Source organism: Ruegeria sp. YTSA144, assembly GCF_059610125.1.
This window is the reverse complement of record NZ_JBXWNA010000001.1, coordinates 706,979-731,176: the sequence shown is the minus strand read 5'-3', so window position 1 is coordinate 731,176 and position 24,198 is coordinate 706,979. Positions and strand designations below refer to the sequence as shown.

Sequence of the window (24,198 nt, the reverse complement as noted above, 5' to 3'; positions counted from 1 at the left end):
CCCGCTCAGACAGATTAAGAATTAGGGGGACTGCCAGTGAAGATAGGCACGCCAAAGGAAATATTGGACGGCGAAAACCGGGTCGCGATGACTCCGGATTCGGCCGTGCAACTGCAAAAACTGGGCTATGAGTGCCTGATCGAAAAAGGCGCAGGTGCTGCTGCCGGTTTTTCGGACGCGGCGTATGAGGCTGTGGGCGTTGAGGTTGTCAAGACCGCGGCATCGCTGTGGAAGACCGCAGATATCATCGCCAAGGTTCGTATCCCGACCGAGACGGAGCTGAAACGTCTGACCAAGGGCAAGACGTTGATTTCCTTCTTCAATCCTGCCGGAAACGAAGAAGGAATGGAACTTGCCAAGTCCAAGGGCGCAAACGTGATCGCCATGGAAATGGTGCCGCGTATTTCGCGCGCGCAGAAGATGGACGCATTGTCGTCGATGGCCAATATTGCCGGCTATCGCGCGGTGATCGAAGCCGGCAACAACTTTGGCCGTTTCTTCACCGGTCAGGTGACTGCGGCCGGTAAAGTGCCGCCTGCAAAGGTTCTGATCGTCGGGGCCGGTGTTGCCGGGCTTGCCGCGATCGGGACGTCGACCTCGCTGGGTGCAATCACCTACGCGTTCGACGTGCGCCCCGAGGTGGCCGAGCAGGTCGAATCGATGGGGGCGGAGTTCGTCTATCTGGATTTCGAAGAAGAACAGCAGGATGGAGCGGCCACCGGTGGGTATGCGTCGGTCCAGTCAGAAGAGTTCCGCAATGCGCAGTTGGCCAAGTTCCGCGAACTGGCCCCGGAAATGGACATCGTCATCACCACGGCCCTGATCCCCAACCGCCCGGCGCCAAAGCTGTGGCTGGAAGATATGGTCAAGGCAATGAAGCCGGGCTCGGTCATCGTTGATCTTGCGGCAGAGCGCGGCGGGAACGTCGAAGGTACCGTGCCGGACGAAAAGGTCGTGACGCCCAATGGCGTGACCATCATCGGCTATACCGACTTCCCCAGCCGGATGGCGGCGCAGTCTTCGTCTTTGTACGCGACCAACATTCGTCACATGATGACGGACCTGACACCCAACAAGGACGGCCAGATCAATCACGACATGGAAGATGACGTGATCCGTGGCGCGACCGTGACCTATGAGGGTGAGATCACCTTCCCGCCGCCGCCACCCAAGGTGCAGGCGATCGCGGCGCAGAAGAAGTCCGAGGTCAAGGAACTGACCCCGGAAGAGAAGAAGGCGCAGGAGATTGCGGCCTTCAAGGCGCAGACCAAGCAGCAGTTCACCCTGCTGGGTGTTGGTGGCGCGCTCATGCTGCTGGTGGGGCTGATCGCTCCGGCCAGTTTCATGCAGCACTTCATCGTCTTCGTGCTGGCCATCTTTGTGGGCTTCCAGGTGATCTGGAACGTCGCACACAGCCTGCACACTCCGCTGATGGCGATCACCAACGCGATCTCGTCGATCATTATCGTCGGTGCTTTGATGCAGATCGGATCGGGGTCGTTCCTGGTCATTCTGCTGGCGGCACTGTCCGTCTTCATGGCCGGGATCAATATCTTCGGCGGTTTCCTCGTAACCCGGCGCATGCTCGCCATGTTCCAGAAATCTTAAGGAGGCCGGGCACATGGATTATGGCTTCACCACTGCCGCCTATGTTGTTGCGGCTGTCCTTTTCATCCTTTCGCTCGGCGGTCTGTCGAACCAGGAAAGTGCCAAGCGCGCGGTCTGGTATGGCATCGTCGGCATGGCGCTGGCGGTTTTCGCCACGCTGGTCGGCCCGGGTTCGGGCCTGTGGTTGCTGTCACTGCTGCTGATCGCGGGCGGTGGTTTCATCGGCCAGTATGTTGCACAGCGCGTGCAGATGACCGAGATGCCGCAGCTTGTTGCGGCGATGCACTCGCTGGTCGGTCTTGCGGCCGTGTTCGTCGGTTTCAACGCGCATTTCGAGATCGGCAACGTGGCGCAGGTCATGGCCATTGCTGACAGCGCCAGCCAGGCGGACCTGTCCGATCTGGGGTCTTTTGCCAAGCTGATTGCCAAGAAAACTCCGGCTGAGCTGGCTATTCTGCACGTGGAACTGTTCCTGGGCATCTTCATCGGTGCGATCACCTTTACCGGGTCGGTCGTCGCCTATGGCAAGCTGGCGGGCAAGGTGACCTCGGCAGCGACAAAGCTGCCCGGTGGCCACGCACTGAATGCGGCGGCGGCGGGTCTCTCGCTGATCTGCCTGATCTGGTACACTTCGACAGGGGGCCTGTTTCCGCTGATCCTGATGACGCTGGCGGCTTTGTTCATCGGCTATCACCTGATCATGGGCATCGGAGGCGCCGACATGCCGGTGGTTGTGTCGATGCTGAACAGCTACTCGGGTTGGGCAGCCGCGGCGATCGGTTTTTCGCTGGGCAACGACCTGCTGATCGTGGTTGGTGCGCTGGTGGGCTCGTCGGGTGCGATCCTGTCCTACATCATGTGCAAGGCGATGAACCGCCACTTTGTCAGCGTGATCCTGGGCGGCTTTGGCGGACCTCAGGGTGAACAGATGGCCGTTGAAGGCGAGCAGATCGCTATCGAGGCCGACGGTGTGGCCGCGGCCCTGAACGACGCGGACAGCGTGATCATCATCCCGGGCTATGGCATGGCCGTGGCACAGGCGCAGCAATCGGTTTCCGAACTGGTGCGCAAGCTGCGGGCCAAGGGCAAGAATGTTCGTTTCGCTATTCACCCCGTTGCGGGCCGCTTGCCGGGCCATATGAACGTTTTGCTGGCCGAAGCGAAGGTGCCGTATGATATCGTTCTGGAAATGGATGAGATCAACGATGACTTTCCGGACACCGATGTGGCCATCGTCATCGGTTCAAACGACATCGTGAACCCTGCGGCGCAGGAAGACCCCAACAGCCCCATCGCCGGCATGCCGGTTCTGGAATGCTGGAAAGCCAAGCAGGTGTTCGTCTCGAAACGTGGTCAGGGCACCGGGTACTCGGGTATCGAGAATCCTTTGTTCTTCAAAGAGAACACCCGGATGTTCTACGGCGACGCCAAAGAGTCACTGGACAAGCTGCTGCCGATGATCGATTGATCGTCGCGTTGGATCAGATTGCAAAGGGCGCCTTTGGGCGCCCTTTTCTTTGTGAATGTGCATGGGGGCGTTGCCCCCAAACCCCCAGGATATTTCCAGCCAGATGAAGCAGGCGGAGTGTGGTAGTCTGGGGTGCCGACAAAGATGGCAGGAGGTCGAAGATGGAGAAGGTGAACGGTATCGGCGGTGTGTTCTTTCGCGCCCGCGACCCAAAGGCGTTGAGCGCCTGGTATGAGAAGCACTTGGGCGTCAATCACTATGACCCCGTGCCCTGGAAGCAGCGTGAAGGCTATACGGTCTTTGCGCCATTCGCTGAGGACACCGAGTATTTCGGACGGGCCGATCAGCAGTGGATGATCAATTTTCGTGTCGATGATCTGGCCGCGCTGACGGCGCAGCTTGAGCAGGCTGGAATCACGGTGGAAACCAATCCTGACTGGGACAGCGAAGTTGGAAAATTTGCCCGCATCCTTGATCCCGAAGGCAACCCCATCGAGCTGTGGCAGCCAAATCAATGAGATAGCGGTGTTGTATACCGTTGTATCCTTGTAAGTGTATGAAATAAAAAGAGAATTGATGTCTCGTTTGTGTGGCGTATAGTGCGCGTGACGAGGCGGAGCCCTGAATGACACCGATAGATGACCATCCCCTTCGCTATGCGCTGGCCAATGAATTGCATGCTCGACCGTTCCCGGTCGCGTCAATGCCCTGTACTGTGGTCTTTCTGGCGATCAAGAAACCAGAGGCTGCGGTCGCTCGTGATCGTCGTGAGGATTTGGCTCATTTGATCGACCTGCTGGACCGCCACGGCGCGCAGCATCCTCAGCCTGATGCAACACATTACGCGGGTCAGATTGGTCGCCACTGGTTGAAGTGGGAGCAGCATACCGAATTCGTGACCTACACCGCGATCGCTCAGAATGTGAGTGATCGCGCGTTCAACCCGGCCGACTTTGAAGTCTTTCCGCCTGATTGGCTGATGGCCAGCCCAGGGCAAAGGGTAACGTCGGCGATGATGCGCGTCGTTGAACGCGAAAGTGACGATGTGGTAAAGTCAAGGCTGCTGGATTGGTTCGAGCCGGAAAGCCTGGCCGTGTCCAGGGTGTTGGACGATGCAGCGGTTTGTGCCAGTGATTTTCGGATCGATCCGGCAGGTCATATGCGCTTTGCCTTGTTCGTGGCCGAGGGCACCGGACGGCGCCGGACGGGACGCATTATTCAGCGCCTGTGCGAAATCGAAACGTACAAGGCGATGTCGATGCTGGGTTTCGCGCGCGTCAAGCAACTGATGCCGCGTATCGGGGAACTGGATGGGCAACTCACCCGGTTGATGGGGCAGATGACCGACAACTCGGCGCAACCTGACGTGCTGTTGCAGGATTTGCTGGCAACGTCGATCGAGCTCGAAACACTGTCGGCCCGATGTTCTTTCCGGTTCGGTGCCACCGGGGCGTATGAGGCCATCGTCAACCAGCGGATCGAAGTGTTGCGAGAAGAACGTTTCGAAGGCGGACAGAATTTCGCCGATTTCATGATGCGCCGCTATGACCCTGCAATCCGCACTGTGAAATCCACGGAACGCCGCCTTCAGGCCTTGTCGGACCGGGCGATCCGTGCCGGTGAGTTGCTGCGGACAAGGGTGGATGTGGAACGCAGCGCACAAAACCAGGCGTTGCTGGAAAGCATGGACCGTCGGGCCGATCTGGCATTGCGGTTGCAACACACGGTCGAGGGGCTTTCCGTGGTTGCCATCAGCTATTATGCGGTTTCGCTGGTCAGCTATCTTTTGTATCCGTTGACGGCCTCTGGCATCAGCAAGGGCATGCTGACGGCGGCGGTTACGATCCCGGTTGTCGTCGCGGTGTGGTACGCGGTCCGACGCATCCGCAAACGGCTCGGTTGAGCGGCAATTGCCAGGTTTCGTCTGGCCTGTAGAACACGGGCACTTGGCACGCAGAGCGAGGGAGTCATATGATAAGCGTAGTTGCAGCATGGCGCGCTGTCGCTGCCATGTTCATTCTGAATGGCGCCCTGTTCGGAATCTGGGCGTCACGCATTCCCGCCATACGTGACAGGTTGGAACTGTCCCATGAGGCACTGGGATTCGGCCTGTTGTTCATGGCGGCGGGGGCTGTCTGCTCTTTCCCGATAACCGGGCGGCTGACGGATCGTTTCGGTGCTGTTGCAATCACCCGGATCATTGCAGTTCTGTACACTGGGTCGCTGATCTTGCTTGCCCTGGCTGATGGGCTTTGGGGGTTGGCTGTGTTCCTGTTTGTCTTTGGCGCCTTCCACGGATCGATGGATGTTGCGATGAATGCATGGGCCGCCGAGGTAGAGCAGGCATATGACAAACCCGTAATGTCCTCGTTCCACGCAATGTGGAGCCTTGGCGCCGGTCTTGGCGCACTCAGCGGGTATGTTGCGGTTCAGATGGGGCTGACGGTTCTTGTGCATTTCCTGCTGGCGGGCGGCGTGGTTGTCGGCCTTGCGCTTGCGTCATCCTGGGTAAGCTGGAGCTCGCGCCGATCCAAAGGGCCTCAGGGTACGGTTTTCGCCTTGCCATCCGGCGCGCTGATACTGGTTGGCATAGCCGCCTTGTGCGGAGCATTGGGCGAAGGGGCCGTCGCGGACTGGAGCGCGATATATCTGCGTGACATCACGGGGGCGACCGAAAGCGTCGCTGCCCTGGGCTATGCGGTGTTTTCAGTGACCATGGTGGCGTTTCGACTTGCCGGTGCCGTTGTTATCACCCGGTTCGGCCCGGTTGTTACGGCCCGGTTCGGCGGTATTTGCGCCGCGTTTGGTGTTTTTACGGTGGTTTCTGCGGCGACGCCTTTGACAGCGTTGCTTGGGTTTGCCTTGATGGGAATTGGCTATGCCGTGATCATGCCGCTGGCATTCAGCCGGGCGGCCAGCGATCCGAATGTGCCACCGGGGCAAGCCATCGCAAGTGTAGCGACATTGGGGTATGGGGGGCTGTTGATCGGTCCGCCGTTGATCGGTCTTCTGGCGGAGTTGTTCGGCCTGCGTTTGGCTTTTGCCGTACTGCTGCCATTGGCCGTTCTGATCGTGCTGTTGGCCGGCGCGCTGAAGCGCGCCGGCTCGGTTTAGTTCAACGACCGCGGATGCGCGGATCCAGCGCGTCGCGCAGACCGTCACCCAGATAGTTGACGCTGAGAACGGTCAGCGAGATTGCCAGACCCGGCCAGAAAACACGCTCGGGGTATTGCTGTAGATAATCGACACCGTCGAACAGCAGGCGACCCCATGTCGGGAAGTCGGGCGGAAAGCCCAGACCCAGGAAGGAAAGCGCGCTTTCGGTGATGATGGCCGTGGCAATGCCCAGCGTCGCCGATACCATGATCGGAGACAACACGTTCGGCAGGATATGCCGCGTGATGATCTGAGTGTTGCTGGTGCCGATGGACCGGGCTGCCAATACGAATTCACGCTCTTTGATGGCCAGCACGTCACCGCGTACGATCCGCGCCGTGGGCATCCACGAGGTGATGCCGATGGCGCAGACGATCAGGATGAAGATCCCGCGCTCCAGCCCGAACGCGGCCGACAGGGGCTCGCGGAACAGCAGCATCATGACCAGCAACAAGGGCAGCAGGGGCAGGGCCAGAAACAGGTCTGTCAGGCGCATAAGCGGACCATCCAGCCGTTTGAAGAACCCGGCCAGAACGCCGATGAACGATCCCAGAAACAGTGCCAGCAGCATCGCGGTGATGCCCACCGATACCGAGGTCTGACCGCCCGACATCATGCGGGCCAGAATATCCCGGCCCAGTTGGTCGGTGCCGAACGGATGCGCCCAGCTTGGCCCCTGATTGCGGGCCCGGATATCGATCTGCGTCGGATCAATGCTCCAGAGATAGGGGCCCAGATACACGCCCGCTACGATGAAGATGAACAGGATCGCCCCGATCATTGCGCCCTTGTGCGTCTTGAACTGATCCCACACATCGCGCCATTGGCTGCGTGGCGGGGTCGTGAGTTCCTCCATCACATCAGCGGTTGGCAGCGCGGTGGATGCCGGGGCCAGACCTTCGTCGGGGATCAGCGTGTCTGATTTGTCGTGATCAGTCATAGCGAATCCTCGGGTCCAGAATGCCATACAGGACGTCGGCGATCAGGTTGAACAGCACGATCAGCACGGCAAAGATGAAGGTCAGGGTTTGCACCATCGGCAGGTCATTGGCCTGGATGGCCCCGATCAGCAACTGACCGATACCATTCACCTTGAAAACCTGCTCGGTGATGATGGCGCCGCCGAAGATGGCCGGGATACCCAGTGCAATGACCGTGACCACCGGGATCATCGAGTTCCTCAGGACGTGGACCATGACCACGGTGTATTCGCTGAGCCCCTTGGCGCGCGCGGTGCGGACGTAATCCTGGTTGAGATTGTCCAGCATCGAGGCGCGCATGAATCGGCTGAGCTGCGCAGTGATCTGCAACGCCAGCACCATGACCGGCATGATCATCTGCTTCAGCTGCACGACGAAGCTGTCCCAGCTGTTGACCACATGCGTGGTGTCATAGATCGACGGGAACCAGCCCAGTTGGACCGAGAAAATCACGATCACCAGAACGCCCGAGAAAAACGGAGGGACCGAGAAGCCGACCATCGACACGAAGGTGCCCATCTGGTCGAACCAGGAATACTGACGATAGGCCGAATAGATGCCGATGGGCAGGGCGATCAGGATGGCGACCACATAGGCGGTGCCGACAACCCACAGAGTCTGCGGGATACGCTGAACAACGATGTCCATGACGGGCGAGCGGGTCTGCCAGGATATCACGCGCAGGTCGCCTTCGGAAAAGGTTGTACCGAACATCGAGTCGATCAGGACCTGCGGTTCGATCCAGAAGAACTGCACGATCCACTTCCAGAACCGGATATGCATCGGCTGGCCAAGGCCAAGCGCCTCGCGCATCTTTTCCTTGACTTCGGGGGGAACGGTGAGCGGAACCTGCGCCATCGGATCGCCGGGTGCGAGTTCGAGGAGCAGGAAGATGACGAGGCTGATGAACAGCAGCGTTGGAACGGCCAGCACCAGTCGTCTGATTGTGAAATTAAGCATTAAGAGGCGCCTTTATATGCGTCTTCTTGTTGGGGTGGGATGCAAATGACCGCGCCCCGATAACGATCGGGGCGCGGTTTTGCAAGGTCAGTGCTTAGGAACCGGTCTTGCGGTACCAGTCCGCAATGTTCCACAGCTCGCTGTCCCAAACGTTCAGGACAACGCCACCCAGGGTGTTTGCGTGCGCCGACAGACGACCACGGTGAACCAGCGGGATCATGCCACCGTTTTCAACCATGATGTCGTTCAGCTTTTTCGCGATCTCGGCACGTTGCTCAAGACCCGCGGTTTCAGCCAGCTGAGCGTGCAGCTTGTCGAACTCTTCGTTGCAGAAGCGGCTGATGTTCTCGCCCTGCCACTGCGTCTCGGGGCGCGGTGCCTTGTCGCACAGGCCGTTGCCCAGATAGGATTGCGGGTCGGTGCCGTTGAAGGTGTTGGCGTACATTTCAACGTCGGCATAGAACTTCTGGAACGTATCGGGCGAGCCCGGGTCACCACCGAAGAAGACCGATGCGTTGATGTTGCGCAGTTCGGTTTCAATGCCGATCTGGCTCCACCATTCCTTGATCAGCGCCTGGAAGTCCTGGCGGACGGCGTTGGTCGAGGTCTGATAGACGATCTTCAGCGGAACGCCGTCCTTCTCGCGGACGCCGTCGCCATCGGTGTCGACGATGCCGGCATCATCCAGCAGTTTCTTGGCGCCTTCGATATCCTGCGTGTCGCAGGTCATCGAGGTCGAGTTGAATGCGGCAGGGGCCGGAACCCAGTTGCAGGTCACTTTACCAGCCTGACCATAGCCGATTTCCACCAGCAGCGGACGGTCGATGGCCATCGACATGGCTTTGTAAACGGCCGGATCCTTCAGGAACGGGTGCGGGTGCTTGGCCGTCGAACGCTCGCCTTCCGGCAGCTCGGGCGACGGGTTGGTCTGGTTCAGCATGATGCGCTCGACCAGCGGGCCGAAGCCTGCAACCGGCGTGCCTTTGCCGCCTTCCTGCATCTGTGCGATCACTTCCGGAGCCAGTTGCAGGTTCCAGGCATAATCAAACTCACCGGTTTCCATGACGGCACGACCAGCAGCTGTCGCGTCACCGCCGCCTTTGAAGGTCACGGTCGCAAAGGCCGGTTTTGCCGGATCACGATAGTTGTCGTTGGCCTTGAATGTAATCACGTCGTTCGGTTTGAACTCGGTGACGACAAAGGGGCCGGTGCCGATCGGGTTGAAGTTCTGGTCGGTGCATTCAGGTGCTTTCGCACCAAGGCAATCGGCGAACTGTGCGGCCTGAATGATCGGGCTTTCACCGCCGACGAACGGGCCATAGGGGAAGGGGGTCGGTGCGTCGAAAGTGACTTTGACGGTCAGGTCATCAACAGCTTCGACCGAGGTGACGCCTTCGAACTTGGTCACCTGCGCGCAGCCACCTTCCGGGTGCATGCAGTAATCAGCGGTGAACTTCACGTCAGCAGCGGTGAACGGAGTGCCGTCCGACCATTTGATTCCCGGCGCGATTTTCCATGTGATCGACGTCAGATCTTCGCTGACACCGCCATTTTCCACGGTCGGGATTTCAGACGCCAGATATGGCACCATGTTGCCGTCCTGGTCGTAGCGGGCAAGCGGCTCGATCACCAGCGAGGCTGATTCCACGTCTTTCGTGCCGCCGGACAGGAACGGGTTCAGGATCGACGGGGCCTGCCAATAGATGATGCTGACATTGCCGTCCGAACCGCGCTCGGCAAAGGCCATCGGGGCCATTGCCGTGCTTGCGATCGCACCTAGCAAAAGGGTTTTGATTTTCATAAGTCACTCCCGAATTGGACACGTTCGTGTCTCGATTATCTCCGCAAGGCCTGCGGGTTTGGCGTTGCCGCTTCGGGGTAAGGTTTTGATCATTCGTGATAATAGCGCTAACGGTTTCCGTCGGCGCTGCCTCCCCAAGGCGGTTACGCTGGGTATCGAAACAGAACTTGAGAAAAATGCAAGTGGTGCCGTCGCGAAAATGTGTAATGGGTTTGACTTTTCCCGGTGGCCCGCCGTAGCGTTCGGCATTCAGAACAAGAACAACGTCGTCAAGGGAGCGCGCACGTGCTGGATCAGCCTATTGCTCAAATCAAAAAACTGCGGGTGGAGTTTCAGACAAAGGACGGTCCCGTTGTTGGTGTTGAGGACGTCTCGTTCGAGGTCAAGCCAGGCGAAACCGTTTGTATCGTTGGCGAATCGGGCTCGGGGAAGTCGGTTTCATCGTTGTCCTTGATGCGCCTGGTCGAGTTCGGTGGCGGCGAAATCGCGGGCGGCGAACTGCTGTTTGATCGTCGCGATGGCGAAAAAATGGACCTGGCCAAGGCCGATCAGGATCTGATGAAGCAGATTCGCGGCAACGAGATCGGGATGATCTTTCAAGAGCCGATGACCGCGCTGAACCCCGTTTTCACCGTGGGCCGCCAGTTGACCGAAGGTCTGCGTATCCACAAGGACATGACGAAAGCGCAGGCAGAAGCGCGGGCGCTTGAATTGTTGCGCCAGGTTCGCATACCTGAACCTGAGCGGCGTCTGAAACAATATCCTCACGAGTTGTCGGGCGGGATGCGCCAACGCGTCGTCATTGCGATGGCGATGGCCTGCGAGCCGCGCCTGTTGATCGCCGACGAACCCACCACAGCGCTGGACGTGACCATTCAGGCCGAGATCCTGGCCTTGATGGACCGCCTGAAGCGGGAAACCGGAACTGCGGTGATGTTCATCACCCACGATATGGCCGTGGTTGCACAGATGGCTGACCGTGTCGTTGTCATGTACCGCGGCAACAAGGTCGAAGAAGGCACCGTCAAGGAAATCTTTGAAAACCCGCAGCACGACTATACCAAGGCGTTGCTGGCCGCAGTGCCGAAACTGGGCGAGATGCAGGGGAAATCTGCGCCCGAGCCGATGAAGCTGCTGGGGGTCGAAGGGCAGAATATTGCACCAATTCCGGGTACGGAAGAGGTTCTGCTGACCGTCAAGAACCTGACGACCCGGTTCCCGGTCAAGGGCGGGCTTTTGCGGCGCACGATCTCGAACGTTCATGCGGTCGAGGATGTCTCGTTCACACTGAACAAAGGTCAGACGCTCAGCCTTGTCGGCGAATCCGGGTGCGGCAAGTCTTCGGCGGGGCGTTCGATCCTGCGGCTGGTTGAGCCTCTGGCGGGCGAGATTGATCTGGACGGTGTCGACATCATGAAGCTTGACCCATCTGGTTTGCGCAAGGCGCGGCTGGACATGCAGATGATTTTCCAGGACCCGTTCGCGTCCTTGAACCCGCAGATGCAGCTGGTCGATCAGGTGGCCGAGCCGATGCGCAACTATGGCGTGGCGTCGGGATCCGAGCTTCAGGACCGCGTGGCACAATTGTTCGACAAGGTGCAATTGCCGCGCAGCTTCATGCGTCGGTTCCCGCATGAAATGTCGGGCGGTCAGCGGCAACGGATTGCCATCGCGCGGGCTCTGGCCCTGAACCCCAAGCTGATCATCGCGGATGAGGCGGTCTCGGCCCTCGACGTGTCGGTGCAAGCGCAGGTTCTGAACCTGATGATGGAATTGCAGTCCGAACTGGGCCTGTCTTATCTGTTCATCAGTCACGATATGGCCGTGGTTGAAAGGGTCAGCCATTATGTCGGGGTCATGTATCTGGGTCGTATTGTCGAACTTGGGCCCCGGGCGCGGGTGTTCGAGAACCCGCAGCATCCCTATACACAGGCGCTGATGAAGGCGGTTCCGATCGCGGACCCGAACAAGCGGAAATCGGAAAAGGATCTGAATTTCAAACCGATCCCTTCTCCGATTCATCCCACTGACTACAGGCCGGAACCTTCGCAATATCGAGAGGTTGAGGCAGGGCACTTCATCCTGACCACCGACAGCGGGTATTGACCCCAATGGCGAAACGCCTGACGCCGCTTGAGATCATGACAAAGCTGATCTCATTTCCGACCGTAAGCCGCGACACCAATCTGCCGCTGGTGGATTGGGTCGAGGAATATCTGCAAGGTCATGGAATCGCGCCCCATCGGTGGCCGGACCCGGATCAACCGCACAAGGCCGCGATCTTTGCGCATGTGGGTCCGCTGGAAGAAGGCGCGGTGGTTTTATCTGGCCACACGGATGTCGTGCCGGTGGACGGTCAGCCGTGGGATACCGATCCTTTCACGGTGACCGAGAAGGACGGCAAATACTTCGGTCGCGGCACCTGCGACATGAAGGGGTTTGACGCCCTGGCGATCTGGGCCCTGGTCGAAGCGCATTACGCTGAAATAAAGCGGCCGCTGCAACTTGCGCTCAGCTTTGACGAAGAGGTCGGATGCACCGGTGCGCCGCCCATGATTGAGGCAATGCAACAGGTTTTGCCCAAGGGATCGGCAGTGATCGTGGGTGAGCCGTCGATGATGCAGGCAGTGACGGGGCACAAGGGCGGGTTCGGCATTGATACACATATTGTCGGGTTCGAAGTGCACAGCTCGATCATGCATACCGGCGTGAATGCGATCATGGCGGCGGCGCCTTTGATCGATTGGGCAAATCATAGAAACGCCGAGAGCATGGCCGCTGAGCCGAGCGAAATCGCGGCTGTTTTTGACCCGCCGTGGACCACCTGTCATGTCGGCATGATCGAAGGCGGGACAGCCCACAACATCACTGCCAAAGACTGCAAGTTCATGATGGATTTCCGCACGGTGCCGGACGAAACGCAGGCTGAATGGCGCGAGGCCTATATCGAACAGGTTCGCCAGGTCGAAGCACGGATGCAGGCCGTTCACCCCGATGCGCGTATCGAACTGTCTGAGCATTTCGCGATCCCGGGGCTGGTGCCTGAACAGGACGGAGAAGCCGAAGCTTTGGTGCGCGCCCTGACCGGGGACAACGCAAGCCACGTCGTCAGCTACGGGACCGAGGCGGGGCAGTTTCAGGAGGCCGGGTATTCAGCCGTGATCTGCGGCCCCGGCGATATCGCGCAGGCGCATCAGCCGAACGAGTTCATATCAATCGCGCAGTTCGATGCGGGGCACAGGTTTATGCAACGACTGGTTGAAAAGCTCGGCGCAGAGTAGCATTCAACACAGCATCAATTGTTCAGAGGAAGGTCTTGAGATGCCTGTCAAAAACAGACTTGCGGAAATGCACGGCGATATTGCCGCGTGGCGCCGCCATCTGCATGCGCATCCTGAATTGATGTATGACGTGCACGAAACCGCTGCTTTCGTTGTCGAGCGCCTCAAGGAGTTTGGTGTTGATGAGATCACTCCGGGAATTGGCAAGACCGGTGTCGTGGCCGTTATCCGGGGGCGGCAGGATACGACCGGGCGCGTGATCGGACTTCGTGCAGATATGGACGCATTGCCGATCGAAGAGGCGACGGGGTTGGATTATGCGTCGACCGTATCGGGCAAGATGCACGCCTGCGGGCATGACGGGCATACCTCGATGCTGCTTGGGGCCGCCCAGTACCTGGCCGAAACGCGAAACTTCGATGGCACTGTGGTTCTGATTTTCCAGCCGGCAGAAGAAGGCGGCGCGGGTGGCTTGGCCATGTGTCAGGATGGTCTGATGGACCGCTGGGGCATTGATGAGGTCTATGGTATGCACAACATGCCGGGCTTGCCGGTGGGCGAATTCGCGATCCGACCCGGCGCATTGCTGGCCTCATCTGATGAATTCGAGATCACGATCACCGGCAAGGGCGGACACGCGGCTGCACCGCATGACGCGGTAGACACCACGCTGGTAGCCTCGCATATCGTTGTGTCGTTGCAATCCGTCGTGTCGCGCAACGTCGATCCGATCAAACGCGTGGTGCTGACTGTGGGCACGTTCGAAACGGACAGCGTCGCGTCGAACGTGATCGCGCATACCGTCCGTTTGCAGGGGACCGTCCGGACACTCGACCCAGAATACCGCGCGATTGCAGAAGAGCGCGTGCGCAGGATCGCCGAGGATACGGCCTCGGCCTTCGGCGCAAAGGCGGATGTCGTCTGGACGCCCGGCTATCCGGTTACGGTCAACTCCGAGGCTGAGACGGCGTACGCTGCCGAGGCGGCCGAGGCCGTAGCGGGCAGGGTCAACGACGGCACTGATCCGATCATGCCCTCGGAAGATTTTGCCTACATGCTTGAAGAACGGCCCGGAGCTTACATCTTTATCGGGAACGGGGACACGGCCATGTGCCATCACCCGGAATACAACTTTGACGACGACGCGATTCCCGCCGGTTGCAGTTGGTTTGCCGAGATTGTGGAACGACGATTGCCGGTCGTATAAATCAGGGAGAGTGCCATGCCGATCAAGAACCGCCTTGCAGAGATGCACGAAGAGATCACAGGCTGGCGGCGTGACATTCACCAACACCCGGAAATTCTGTACGACACGCACCGCACCAGCGCGCTGGTGGCGGAAAAGCTGAAGGAATTCGGCTGTGATGAGGTCGTGACAGGCATCGGTCGCACCGGAGTGGTCGGGGTCATTCGCGGCAAAAGCGACACGCAGGGCCGCGTGATTGGCCTGCGCGCCGACATGGATGCCCTGCCGATGCAGGAACAGACCGGGCTGGACTATGCCTCGAAGACACCTGGCGCGATGCATGCCTGCGGGCATGACGGGCATACCGCCATGGTTTTGGGAGCGGCAAAGTACCTGTCTGAGACGCGCAATTTCGATGGCACTGCAATCGTGATCTTTCAGCCCGCCGAAGAGGGCGGGAATGGTGCCGAGGCCATGTGCAAGGACGGTCTGATGGACCGGTTCGGCATTCAGGAAGTCTATGCGATGCACAACGTACCGGGCCTGCCCACCGGGCAGTTCGCGATCCGTTCGGGCCCATTGCTGGCTGCGGCGGACGAATTTGACATCCATCTTGAAGGGCGCGGAGGTCACGCTGCGAAACCCCATGAGACGGTCGATACGACGGTGATGCTGTCGCAAATGATCGTGGCATTGCAGACGATCGTGTCGCGCAATGCGGATCCGATCCTGCAAGCCGTGCTGTCGGTGACGTCCGTTGAGACGTCTTCGACAGCGTTCAACGTGATCCCGCAATCGGCGCGGATACGCGGCACGGTCCGGACCCATTCCAACCAGATGCGTGATCTGATCGAACAGCGCCTCAAAGAGGTCGCCGAAGGGATTGCTGGAACATTCGGTGGTTCCGTGAACGTCAATTACACGCGTGGCGTTCCGGTGACGATCAACGCCGAAACTCAAACGGGATATGCGGCAGAAGCCGCGGTTTCGGTCGGGGGCAGCTGCATCGAGGCGCCGATGGTCATGGGGGGCGAGGATTTCTCGTTCATGCTGGAGGAACGGCCCGGAGCCTTCATCGTTCTGGGCAACGGTGACAGCGCCGGGTTGCACCACCCTGAATACAACTTCAACGACGAGATCATCCCGATCGGATGCTCGTGGTTTGCAGAAATGGTCGAGCGCCGAATGCCGGCGGCTTGAACTGAATTAGGAGAGAGAAGACATGCCAGTCAAAAACCGCTTTGCCGAGTTGCAGGATGAGATCACCGCCTGGCGACGGGATCTGCACGAAAACCCGGAAATCCTGTTCGAAACGCACCGCACCAGCGCAATGGTGGCCGAGAAACTGCAGGAGTTCGGTTGCGATGAGGTCGTCACCGGCATCGGGCGCACCGGCGTTGTTGGCGTGATCAAGGGCAAATCGGACAGCAGCGGCAAGGTGATCGGTCTGCGGGCGGATATGGACGCGTTGCCGATTCATGAGGCGACGGGATTGGACTATGCCTCGAAAACACCGGGCGCGATGCATGCCTGCGGCCATGATGGCCACACGGCGATGCTTTTGGGTGCTGCGAAATACCTGTCGGAAACCCGAAACTTCGATGGCACGGTCGTTGTGATCTTCCAGCCTGCCGAAGAGGGCGGCGGCGGTGGTCGTGAAATGTGTGAAGATGGCATGATGGACCGCTGGAATATTCAGGAAGTCTACGGCATGCACAACTGGCCGGGACAACCTGTGGGCAAGTTCGCCATCCGTCCCGGTTCCTTCTTTGCCGCAACCGATCAGTTCGACATCACTTTTGAAGGGCGGGGTGGTCATGCGGCCAAGCCGCATGAAACAGTAGATACCACGGTTCTGGCTGCGCAGGCGGTGTTGGCGCTTCAGACCATTTCCTCGCGCAATGCCGATCCGATCGATCAGGTCGTGGTGTCGGTGACGTCGTTCGAGACCTCGTCGAAAGCGTTCAACGTGATCCCGCAAACCGTTCAGATCAAAGGAACCGTACGCACCATGAGCAAGGACATGCGGGATCTGGCCGAAAAGCGGATCAATGAGATCTGCAATGGAATCGCGGCCACGTTCGGAGGCACGGCAAACGTGACCTACATCCGCGGGTACCCGGTGATGGTGAACAGTGAAGAACAGACCGAGTTCGCCGCAGCTGTTGCCCGGTCGGTATCCGGCGATTGCGACGATGCGCCTTTGGTCATGGGAGGCGAGGACTTTGCCTTCATGCTGGAGGAACGTCCCGGGGCCTATATTCTAGTGGGTAACGGCGATACGGCCATGGTTCACCACCCGGAGTACAACTTCAACGATGAGGCGATTCCCGCCGGGTGCAGTTGGTGGGCAGAGATCGTTGAGCAGCGGATGCCGGCGGCCTGATCGGACGAGTGGGGGCTCTGCCCCCACACCCCCGGGATATTTTCGGCCAGATGAAGAGGGATCCTGCACTGTCAAGTCAGGTTGAGCGAGCTGCACAGTGTTTCCACGACGGAGTCCAGCGCGTTGCTTTGGGTCTTGACGCAGGATTGGGCGGCGTTGCGGGCCTGGGTCAGGGCTTGGTCGTCTGAAAGCCAATGCTCGACCGCCGCAGAGAGATCCTTTTCGGTTCGAACCTCGATGGCGCCACCGGTTTTGATCAGCGGTGCGAACGTTTCTGCAAAATTGAAGTATCCGGGGCCGGTAACCACGGCGGCTCCGGCCTGTGCCGGTTCGAATGGGTTGTGACCGCCGATGTCTTTCAGGGAGCCGCCCAGGAACACGATGGGACACAGCGCGTACCATGTGCCGGTCTCGCCCAATGTATCTGCAACATATACCTGGGTTTCGGTTTTGATAGGGGAAGTTTCGGATCGGAACGCGGCGTTGAGATCGGAGGCTTCCAGTAGTTTGGCGATATCGCCGCGTCGCTCGGGGTGGCGCGGGATCAGCAACAGCAGCAGATCGGGCCAGCGTTCCAGAAGTGATTGGTGCGCGGCCAGAACGGTTTCCTCTTCACCGGCATGGGTTGAACTGGCGATCCACACAGGTCTGCCGGAAATCTGAGAACCGATGTCATCCAGCGTGCCGTGGTCTATGGGAAGGGGGTCTGACATGGCCTTGAGATTGGTGCCGGGCCGGACGCGGCCGGCAGGGGCACCCATGGCTGTCAGGTTGGCTGCGGTTTTGTCGTTCTGCGTCAGGAACAAGTTGAATTTGTTCAGAATGAACCGCGCCGTTTCGGGGCGTTTTTTCCAACCGGCAACAGACTTGTCCGACAGTCGTGCATTCAGAATGGCCAGCGGAATGCCCCGTTTGGCGCTTTCGACGATCAACCGGGGCCAGATTTCGCTTTCGACGAAAACCCCGCCTTCTGGTTGCCAATGGTTCAGAAAGCGTCGGACCGGACCTGCCGTGTCAAGCGGCGGGTATTGATGCCGTGTGCGGGGCGGCAGGCGTTTTTCGATCAGAGCCGCTGAGGTCGGGGTGCCGGAGGTGATCAGAAACTCGGCTTCGGGCAGGCGGTCTGCGAGCCGTCTGATCAGGCTGAGGACCGAAAGGCTTTCGCCGACGCTGGCGGCATGGAACCAGATCAAACGCCCATTTGGCCTGGGCAGGCTGGCATGGCCAAGGCGTTCTTGTTGTCGCTTGACAGGTACGTTTGCTGCCCGCAGCTTGTTCCGCACGACCCGCCATACCAGGGGCGCGGCAAGAGACGTGAGGGCGCAGTACGCATGGTACAACGCCGTGGGGCGGCCGTCGTGATCCGGCATATCAGCCGCCTGTGTGACTCATGTGACGGCTCATCCGGCCATCGACGGCTTGGCGGGAATAGTCGAAGTCATGCCCTTTGGGCTTGAGATTTATGGCGGACCGGATCGCGTCTTCAAGTGGCTGTTCGGTATCGGGATGATCGCGCAGGGCGCCGCGCAGGTCGGCCATGTCTTCCTGACCCAGGCACATGTAAAGTTCGCCCGTGCAGGTCAGCCGGACCCTGTTGCAGCTTTCACAGAAATTGTGCGACAGCGGCGTTATGAAGCCGATTTTCTGGCCGGTTTCCTCGAGCCGCACGTAACGGGCCGGGCCACCGCTGCGTTCGGCCAGATCGGTGACCGAATAGTGGTTTTCGTATTCTTTCCGCACGTCTTTGAGTGACCAGTACTGATCCAGGCGGTCTTCGTTGCCGATATCACCCATCGGCATGACTTCGATCCAGGTCAGATCCATATCCCGCTGGGCGCACCATTCCGTGATTTTCGGAAGTTCGGGTTCATTGAACCCTTTCAGGGCGACGGCGTTTATCTTGATCCGCAGTCCAGCCTTTTGCGCGGCGTCAATTCCGTTCAAAACCTGTTTCAGGCGCCCCCAGCGTGTGACCTTGGCGAACTTGTCATCATCCAGAGTGTCCAGCGAGACATTCACCCGGCGCACACCGGCCGCATACAGATCATCGGAAAATCGGTGCAGTTGCGACCCATTGGTTGTCAGCGTCAGTTCCTTCAATGCACCGCTGTCCAGGTGGCGTGTCATCGAGTTGAAGAACGTCATGATGTTGCGACGCACCAACGGCTCACCACCCGTAATGCGCAGCTTTTCGACCCCCATCCTGACGAAGGTCGAACACATCCGGTCCAGTTCCTCCAATGTCAGCAGGTCTTTTTTGGGCAGAAAGGTCATGTTCTCGGACATGCAATACACGCAGCGGAAGTCGCAGCGGTCCGTGACGGAGACGCGGAGATATGTGATGGCGCGGGCAAACGGGTCGATAAGCGGAGCTGTCATGATGCAATAAGTAAAGCTGGAACATGGCCGCGACAAGGGCGAACTGTGCTTTGCGCTGGAACAGGTGGGCGCGGGGCTGTAGGTTTCCGGCATGAAGAAAATACTTGTTTTGACATGCGCAATGACGGCCGGATGCGACGCCGTGCAGTCAACGACTGACCGAGTGTTCGGCGGGGGCGACACGCCCGTCCAGACGGTGCCTGACGCGGAAACTGGCACCGCAGTTGCCGAAGAGGTGCTGCAACCCGAACCGGTTTCCGCGCGCCCGAACTGGGTTGGAGCGAAAACCACCATCGCCGGGCTCGGGGATCCGACCACTCCGGGGCGCTGGATGCAGACTCCGCTGGTGGACAGCGAAGTTACGGCGCGTGTCGTCGTGCCGCGAACTGGGGCGCAGGCCTATATCACATTGGTCCCGGTTTCCGGTCCGGACAGCAGCGGCAGTCGCTTGTCTCTGGACGCCATGAGGGCCCTGCTGGTGCCCCTCGACGAACTTGTCGAGCTTGAGGTCTATATGGACTGATTTTTCAGGTATTTGCCTGCCTCGCGGCGGGCAAATGGCTTCATGGCATCACCGTGCTGTTTCAGAAAGGCGATCACGCGTTCCGGGTCATGTTTGGACAGTTCGCGGAGCCACCAGGCGATGGATTTCTGAATGAACCAGTTGCGGTCCGGAACATATCCGGCAGCCCAGCCAAGGATGCGGTCACGGCGGCGCAGGTCGTCAGGCTTGGGGTGGTTCTGTTTGGTCCAGGGCAGGGTTGCGACCAAGGCTGCGCGCCGGGTCCACATGTGATCGGACCGGGTCCAATGCTCTACCTGATCCAGTCGGTCAGGATCTGCTGAAAGTCGCTTTTGCATCGCCATGCACGCGTGATCCGCAACGGCCCACGCATCGAAATCCGGCAGCCAGCTTTGAAGCAAGTCCCAAACCGCCGCGTCTGGTCTGATGCGCGCCTGAGTCAAAAGCTTGGATGCAGCAAGACGCCCTTCGTGGATGTTCGTTTTCCATAATGCGTCCGCCAATGCGATCCGCGCCGGCACATCCAGTTCTTGCCGCCACGCCTTGGTCAGGTCGTTGAGAACCGGGTTCGCGACGCCCAGATAGATGCGATCCGCCTTGTGGTAACTGGCCATCTGGGTCGCCCGTTCGGGGTCACCATGCGCGTTGATCTGATCGAGATATCCACTCAGCATCGGACTCACATCGGTACGCCGGTTGGCTTTCCATCAATTGTCTGGCCGTTCCTTTCCACCCAGTAGGTACGGATTTCCTCGTCTGATTTTCCATCCACCCATTTCTGCATCGTGTCGCGGTCGGATTGGAATTCCATGAAAGGCACGGCATAGCCGCAAGAGGTCTGCACCATGTCGATCGACTGGTCATAGATTTGTCGTGCGCTTCGGTGATTTGGGAACAGGCCGGCAAGGTCGTTCCATCCATCATCCCCGACATGCAGGCAACGTGCCGTGCCATAGGTGCGCAGGATCATCGGACGTGTGGTGAAGGAACACCACATCAGCGTCATCCTGTTGACCTGCAAAAGATGCCCCGCCGTTTCATTGCCACTGCCGGTCAGGTTCATCCAGACGATGCGGTTCGGCCCCAGTACCCGCAGCGAATCCATTCCCTTGGGGGAAATATTGACCCGACCTTCGGCCCCGGCGGTGCCGACGAAGAACATATGCTGGTCTTCGATGAACCTTTGATGCGCTTCATCAAGCTGCGGGAACTGCTTGGCCATAAATCACTCCACCGTGACCGACTTTGCCAGATTGCGCGGCTGATCCACATCCGTGCCCTTGGCAACAGCCGTGTGATAGGCCAGCAATTGCGCGGGAATCGAGTAGAGGATCGGTGCAAGGCTGGTGTGAACATGTGGCATGCGGATGCTGCTCCAGACACCGTCGCCGGCCTCGTCAATGCCATCATCATCAGAGACAAGGATCACTTTGCCCTTGCGCGCCATCACTTCCTGCATGTTCGAGACGGTCTTGTCGAAAACCGTGTCACGCGGGGCCATGACGACCACAGGCATATGCTTGTCGATCAGGGCGATGGGGCCGTGTTTCAACTCTCCCGACGCGTATCCTTCAGCGTGGATATAGCTGATTTCCTTCAGCTTCAGCGCGCCTTCCATTGCCAGCGGATACATCAGACCACGGCCCAGAAACAGGACGTCGCGCGCCTCCGACAGGCGTTGGGCGGCCTTGCGGATCGCCCGGTTCTGATCGAGTGCCGCGTTCAGTACAGTCGGCAACCCACGCAGCGCGGCGGCATGATCGGCGATGTCCTCATCCGTCAGCGTGCCCCGGTCTGCGGCAGCCTTGAGCGCCAGCATCAGCAGCACGCTCAACTGGCAGGTGAAGGCCTTGGTCGAGGCGACACCGATCTCGACACCGGCATGGATCGGCAAGGCGATATCGCTTTCTCGTGCAATCGAGCTTTCGGGCACGTTGACGACCGAAACGATCTTGTCTGCCTTGCCCTCGCAATAGCGCAACGCGGCCAGCGTGTCGGCGGTTTCGCCCGACTGGCTGACGAACAGCGCCAGTGTTCGGTCGGTGATCGGCGGTTCGCGATAGCGGAACTCGCTGGCGATATCGACTTCAACGGGCATCTTCGCCAGTTGCTCGAACCAGTATTTCGCGGTCAGGCAAGCGTAAAACGCGGTGCCGCAGGCCACCATGGTCAGACGGTCCAGTTTGCTGAAATCCAGATCCGTGTCCGGCAGGACCACGCGGTCGCCGCCCGTGGGCAGGTAGGACCGGATCGCCTCTGCCACGACAATGGGCTGTTCAGCGATTTCCTTGGCCATGAAATGCTTGTGCTCGCCCTTGTCCGCGCGTGCGTGATCCAGCTTGATCTTGCGCTTTTCCCGGTTTGCCAGCTCACCGGCCTCGTTGCGGATTTCAAGTGACGTCCGGGTCAGAACCGCGCGGTCGCCTTCTTCCAGATATGTAATCTGATTGGTCAGCGGGGCCAGCGCAATGGCATCAGAACCCACATACATCTCACCATCCCCATGGCCGATGGCCAGTGGTGATCCCTTGCGGGCCGCCACGATCAGGTCGTCCTCTCCGTCGAACAGAAAGGCCAGTGCAAACGCGCCTTCCAACTGGTCGATCGTCCTGAACGCGGCCTCAACCGGGGACAGGCCCGAGTTCAGGTGGTGTTCCGTCATGAGGGCAACCGTTTCCGTGTCGGTTTCGGTCTGGAAATCAACACCATGTTCGGCCAGTTCGGCCCTCAGGTCGCGATAGTTTTCGACGATGCCGTTATGAACGACGGCCACAGGGCCCGCCTTGTGCGGATGTGCATTGTTGACCGACGGGGCACCATGTGTGGCCCAGCGGGTGTGGCCAATGCCCGATTTTCCGGGAAGAGGATCATGCACCAGAAGGTCGCTGAGATTGACCAGCTTGCCAACCGCGCGCCGCCGGCCCAATGCGCCGTCGTTGACGGTCGCAATCCCGGCGCTGTCATAGCCGCGATATTCCAGCCGTTTCAGGGCTTCTACCAGAATGGGGGCGGCCTCGTGCTGCCCCAAAACACCTACTATTCCACACATATCTCAGGCCTTTTTATCGCGGCGAGCCTTCTTCGCCTTCAACATGTCAAACAATTTACGCGCATATCCGGGCTTGTTTTCCTGCTTGGCGCGGGCCACGGCCAATGCCTCGGGGTCCACATCCCTGGTCACGACGGTGCCCGTCGCGGTCATCGCGCCGTCGCCCACAGTGACCGGGGCCACCAGCATGGTGTTCGAGCCGACAAAGACGTTCGCACCAATCGTGGTTTTATGCTTCATCACGCCGTCATAGTTGCAGGTGATCGTCCCCGCGCCGATGTTGGTCGCAGCGCCAACCGAAGCGTCTCCGATATAGCTGAGGTGATTGACCTTCGCGCCTTCGGCGATTTCGGCATTCTTGATCTCGACGAAATTGCCGACCCGCGTGTTTTCAGCGAGTTCGGCGCCGGGGCGCAGGCGCGCGTAGGGGCCGACGACAGCGCCCCGGCTGACATGGCAGCCCTCAAGATGCGAAAAGGCCCGGATCGTCGCGCCGCTTTCAACGGTGACGCCCGGTCCGAACACCACATTCGGTTCGATCACCGTATCGCGCCCGACCACCGTATCCGCAGCCAGGTACACCGTCTCTGGGGCCATCAATGTGACGCCCAGGTCAAGAAGCTCAGCTCGCGCGCGCGCCTGAAACACGGCATCTGCGGCGGCCAGATCAGCGCGAGAGTTCACGCCCAGCGTCTGCGCCTCGTCGCACGCGACAGCGGTCACGTTCAGCCCACGGCGGCGCGCAATTTCAACCACGTCGGTCAGATAGTACTCGCCCGCAGCGTTGTCGTTTCCGACCTCGTCGATCAACGAGAACAGCAGCTGCGCATTGCAGGCCAAAAGCCCTGAATTGCAGAAAGTTATGGATCGTTCTTCATCTGACGCATCTTTGAACTCGACAATGCGTTCCAGCACATCGCCATTCATGACCAGCCGGCCATAACGGGCAGGGTCGACCGCTTCAAAGCCAAGAATGACCAAGTCATTCCCGGACCGCGCCTCGATCATCCTTTCCAGCGTGTCGGGCTGCAAGAACGGGGTGTCGCCGTAAAGAACAACCACATCGCCATCGAAGCCGTTCAATGCGTTCCGGGCCTGGGCGACCGCATGGGCCGTACCCAACTGGTCTTCCTGAACGGCGATTTGCACATCTTCATCCTCGGCCATTGCGGCCTTTGCCACAGCTTCGGACCCGTGGCCGGTAACGATCACAGTACGTTCGGGCGACAGGACAGATCCGGCGCGCATCGCATGGATCAGCATCGGAACCTGAGCGATGGGATGCAGGACTTTGGGAAGATCCGAATTCATCCTGGTGCCTTTTCCGGCGGCAAGGATGACAAGGGCATTGCTCATGAAATCGTTTTCTCTTTGTGTTTTGTTGCCGTCCGTTTTATCCGCTGAGGTCAAAGGCGCAAGCC

Annotated in this window: 20 protein-coding genes; 11 read left to right on the top strand and 9 right to left on the bottom strand. The window is 59.4% G+C overall.

The window, feature by feature from the left end:
- The first annotated feature begins 36 nt into the window (after positions 1–36).
- The 5 genes from AC2FF8_RS03750 (at position 37) to AC2FF8_RS03730 (ending at position 6,190) form a co-directional block, all read left to right on the top strand.
- Positions 37–1,608 carry a Re/Si-specific NAD(P)(+) transhydrogenase subunit alpha gene (locus tag AC2FF8_RS03750; protein WP_496878944.1) on the top strand — a complete coding sequence of 524 codons (1,572 nt, stop codon included), beginning with the start codon at positions 37–39 and terminating at the stop codon, positions 1,606–1,608.
- 13 nt (positions 1,609–1,621) lie between these two features.
- Positions 1,622–3,076, top strand: coding sequence for an NAD(P)(+) transhydrogenase (Re/Si-specific) subunit beta (locus tag AC2FF8_RS03745; protein WP_152458621.1), 1,455 nt, complete (start codon positions 1,622–1,624; stop codon positions 3,074–3,076).
- Positions 3,077–3,237: 161 nt separating this feature from the next.
- Entirely contained in the window at positions 3,238–3,594 is a 357-nt protein-coding gene (locus AC2FF8_RS03740; RefSeq protein WP_480683935.1) for a VOC family protein, read from the top strand.
- Between the two features lie 107 nt (positions 3,595–3,701).
- Positions 3,702–4,979 carry a DUF3422 family protein gene (locus AC2FF8_RS03735; RefSeq protein ID WP_496878943.1) on the top strand — a complete coding sequence of 426 codons (1,278 nt, stop codon included), beginning with the start codon at positions 3,702–3,704 and terminating at the stop codon, positions 4,977–4,979.
- Positions 4,980–5,047: 68 nt separating this feature from the next.
- Positions 5,048–6,190, top strand: coding sequence for an MFS transporter (locus AC2FF8_RS03730; protein WP_170343752.1), 1,143 nt, complete (start codon positions 5,048–5,050; stop codon positions 6,188–6,190).
- A gap of 1 nt (position 6,191) precedes the next feature.
- Here AC2FF8_RS03730 and AC2FF8_RS03725 read toward each other — a convergent pair whose 3' ends face one another.
- The 3 genes from AC2FF8_RS03725 to AC2FF8_RS03715 all read right to left on the bottom strand — a co-directional run bounded on the left by AC2FF8_RS03725 (position 6,192) and on the right by AC2FF8_RS03715 (position 9,973).
- Positions 6,192–7,172 (bottom strand): ABC transporter permease, encoded by a 981-nt coding sequence (locus tag AC2FF8_RS03725; RefSeq protein ID WP_425078581.1) that lies wholly within the window; start codon positions 7,170–7,172, stop codon positions 6,192–6,194.
- Positions 7,165–8,172, bottom strand: coding sequence for an ABC transporter permease (locus tag AC2FF8_RS03720; protein ID WP_170343754.1), 1,008 nt, complete (start codon positions 8,170–8,172; stop codon positions 7,165–7,167). The genes AC2FF8_RS03725 and AC2FF8_RS03720 overlap by 8 nt, the downstream gene beginning before the upstream one ends.
- 94 nt (positions 8,173–8,266) lie before the next feature.
- Complete coding sequence (locus AC2FF8_RS03715) at positions 8,267–9,973, bottom strand: peptide ABC transporter substrate-binding protein (RefSeq protein ID WP_257599057.1); 1,707 nt, start codon at positions 9,971–9,973, stop codon at positions 8,267–8,269.
- Between the two features lie 285 nt (positions 9,974–10,258).
- Here AC2FF8_RS03715 and AC2FF8_RS03710 point away from each other — a divergent pair, with 285 nt between their 5' ends.
- The 5 genes from AC2FF8_RS03710 to AC2FF8_RS03690 are packed head-to-tail and all read left to right on the top strand — an operon-like array spanning position 10,259 to position 16,826.
- Positions 10,259–12,079, top strand: coding sequence for an ABC transporter ATP-binding protein (locus tag AC2FF8_RS03710; protein WP_496878942.1), 1,821 nt, complete (start codon positions 10,259–10,261; stop codon positions 12,077–12,079).
- Between the two features lie 5 nt (positions 12,080–12,084).
- Complete coding sequence (gene argE / locus AC2FF8_RS03705) at positions 12,085–13,254, top strand: acetylornithine deacetylase (RefSeq protein WP_425078578.1); 1,170 nt, start codon at positions 12,085–12,087, stop codon at positions 13,252–13,254.
- 40 nt (positions 13,255–13,294) lie between these two features.
- Positions 13,295–14,461, top strand: a complete 1,167-nt coding sequence (locus AC2FF8_RS03700) for a M20 aminoacylase family protein (protein WP_425078577.1) — start codon at positions 13,295–13,297, stop codon at positions 14,459–14,461.
- Between the two features lie 15 nt (positions 14,462–14,476).
- Positions 14,477–15,640 (top strand): M20 aminoacylase family protein, encoded by a 1,164-nt coding sequence (locus tag AC2FF8_RS03695; RefSeq protein ID WP_496871871.1) that lies wholly within the window; start codon positions 14,477–14,479, stop codon positions 15,638–15,640.
- Between the two features lie 22 nt (positions 15,641–15,662).
- Entirely contained in the window at positions 15,663–16,826 is a 1,164-nt protein-coding gene (locus AC2FF8_RS03690; RefSeq protein ID WP_170343760.1) for a M20 aminoacylase family protein, read from the top strand.
- A 71-nt stretch (positions 16,827–16,897) separates the two neighbouring features.
- On the opposite strand, the gene AC2FF8_RS03685 is transcribed toward AC2FF8_RS03690, so the two are convergent.
- On the bottom strand, positions 16,898–18,196 hold the full coding sequence (locus AC2FF8_RS03685; RefSeq protein WP_496878941.1) for a 3-deoxy-D-manno-octulosonic acid transferase: 1,299 nt from the start codon (positions 18,194–18,196) through the stop codon (positions 16,898–16,900).
- Position 18,197: 1 nt separating this feature from the next.
- Complete coding sequence (gene moaA / locus AC2FF8_RS03680; RefSeq protein WP_171631101.1) at positions 18,198–19,205, bottom strand: GTP 3',8-cyclase MoaA; 1,008 nt, start codon at positions 19,203–19,205, stop codon at positions 18,198–18,200.
- A gap of 91 nt (positions 19,206–19,296) precedes the next feature.
- On the opposite strand from moaA, the gene AC2FF8_RS03675 reads away from it, so the two are divergent.
- Entirely contained in the window at positions 19,297–19,728 is a 432-nt protein-coding gene (locus tag AC2FF8_RS03675; RefSeq protein WP_425078574.1) for a hypothetical protein, read from the top strand.
- Here the strand turns inward: AC2FF8_RS03675 and AC2FF8_RS03670 are convergent.
- From AC2FF8_RS03670 to glmU, 4 genes are read right to left on the bottom strand one after another with little or no spacing between them, the layout of a single operon-like run.
- Positions 19,716–20,402: a DNA alkylation repair protein gene (locus AC2FF8_RS03670; protein WP_496878940.1), complete on the bottom strand. Its 687-nt coding sequence runs from the start codon at positions 20,400–20,402 to the stop codon at positions 19,716–19,718. The genes AC2FF8_RS03675 and AC2FF8_RS03670 overlap by 13 nt on opposite strands.
- A 5-nt stretch (positions 20,403–20,407) precedes the next feature.
- The gene (locus AC2FF8_RS03665) at positions 20,408–20,950 is read right to left on the bottom strand and encodes a pyridoxamine 5'-phosphate oxidase family protein (RefSeq protein WP_425078572.1); all 543 of its coding nucleotides are present in this window, start codon (positions 20,948–20,950) and stop codon (positions 20,408–20,410) included.
- Positions 20,951–20,953: 3 nt separating this feature from the next.
- Positions 20,954–22,777, bottom strand: coding sequence for a glutamine--fructose-6-phosphate transaminase (isomerizing) (gene glmS / locus AC2FF8_RS03660; RefSeq protein ID WP_170343765.1), 1,824 nt, complete (start codon positions 22,775–22,777; stop codon positions 20,954–20,956).
- Between the two features lie 3 nt (positions 22,778–22,780).
- Positions 22,781–24,133, bottom strand: coding sequence for a bifunctional UDP-N-acetylglucosamine diphosphorylase/glucosamine-1-phosphate N-acetyltransferase GlmU (gene glmU, locus AC2FF8_RS03655; RefSeq protein ID WP_170343766.1), 1,353 nt, complete (start codon positions 24,131–24,133; stop codon positions 22,781–22,783).
- Between the last annotated feature and the right edge of the window lie 65 nt (positions 24,134–24,198).

Bases quoted from the DNA above. Each gene is read 5' to 3' on its own strand.
- AC2FF8_RS03690 (WP_170343760.1), top strand. From the start codon at position 15,663: ATGCCAGTCAAAAACCGCTTTGCCGAGTTGCAGGATGAGATCACCGCC.
- AC2FF8_RS03675 (WP_425078574.1), top strand. From the start codon at position 19,297: ATGAAGAAAATACTTGTTTTGACATGCGCAATGACGGCCGGATGCGAC.
- AC2FF8_RS03735 (WP_496878943.1), top strand. From the start codon at position 3,702: ATGACACCGATAGATGACCATCCCCTTCGCTATGCGCTGGCCAATGAA.
- AC2FF8_RS03700 (WP_425078577.1), top strand. From the start codon at position 13,295: ATGCCTGTCAAAAACAGACTTGCGGAAATGCACGGCGATATTGCCGCG.
- AC2FF8_RS03745 (WP_152458621.1), top strand. From the start codon at position 1,622: ATGGATTATGGCTTCACCACTGCCGCCTATGTTGTTGCGGCTGTCCTT.
- AC2FF8_RS03695 (WP_496871871.1), top strand. From the start codon at position 14,477: ATGCCGATCAAGAACCGCCTTGCAGAGATGCACGAAGAGATCACAGGC.
- AC2FF8_RS03720 (WP_170343754.1), bottom strand. From the start codon at position 8,172: ATGCTTAATTTCACAATCAGACGACTGGTGCTGGCCGTTCCAACGCTG.
- AC2FF8_RS03715 (WP_257599057.1), bottom strand. From the start codon at position 9,973: ATGAAAATCAAAACCCTTTTGCTAGGTGCGATCGCAAGCACGGCAATG.
- AC2FF8_RS03670 (WP_496878940.1), bottom strand. From the start codon at position 20,402: ATGCTGAGTGGATATCTCGATCAGATCAACGCGCATGGTGACCCCGAA.
- AC2FF8_RS03725 (WP_425078581.1), bottom strand. From the start codon at position 7,172: ATGACTGATCACGACAAATCAGACACGCTGATCCCCGACGAAGGTCTG.
- AC2FF8_RS03685 (WP_496878941.1), bottom strand. From the start codon at position 18,196: ATGCCGGATCACGACGGCCGCCCCACGGCGTTGTACCATGCGTACTGC.
- AC2FF8_RS03665 (WP_425078572.1), bottom strand. From the start codon at position 20,950: ATGGCCAAGCAGTTCCCGCAGCTTGATGAAGCGCATCAAAGGTTCATC.
- AC2FF8_RS03730 (WP_170343752.1), top strand. From the start codon at position 5,048: ATGATAAGCGTAGTTGCAGCATGGCGCGCTGTCGCTGCCATGTTCATT.
- glmS (WP_170343765.1), bottom strand. From the start codon at position 22,777: ATGTGTGGAATAGTAGGTGTTTTGGGGCAGCACGAGGCCGCCCCCATT.
- AC2FF8_RS03740 (WP_480683935.1), top strand. From the start codon at position 3,238: ATGGAGAAGGTGAACGGTATCGGCGGTGTGTTCTTTCGCGCCCGCGAC.
- glmU (WP_170343766.1), bottom strand. From the start codon at position 24,133: ATGAGCAATGCCCTTGTCATCCTTGCCGCCGGAAAAGGCACCAGGATG.
- argE (WP_425078578.1), top strand. From the start codon at position 12,085: ATGGCGAAACGCCTGACGCCGCTTGAGATCATGACAAAGCTGATCTCA.
- moaA (WP_171631101.1), bottom strand. From the start codon at position 19,205: ATGACAGCTCCGCTTATCGACCCGTTTGCCCGCGCCATCACATATCTC.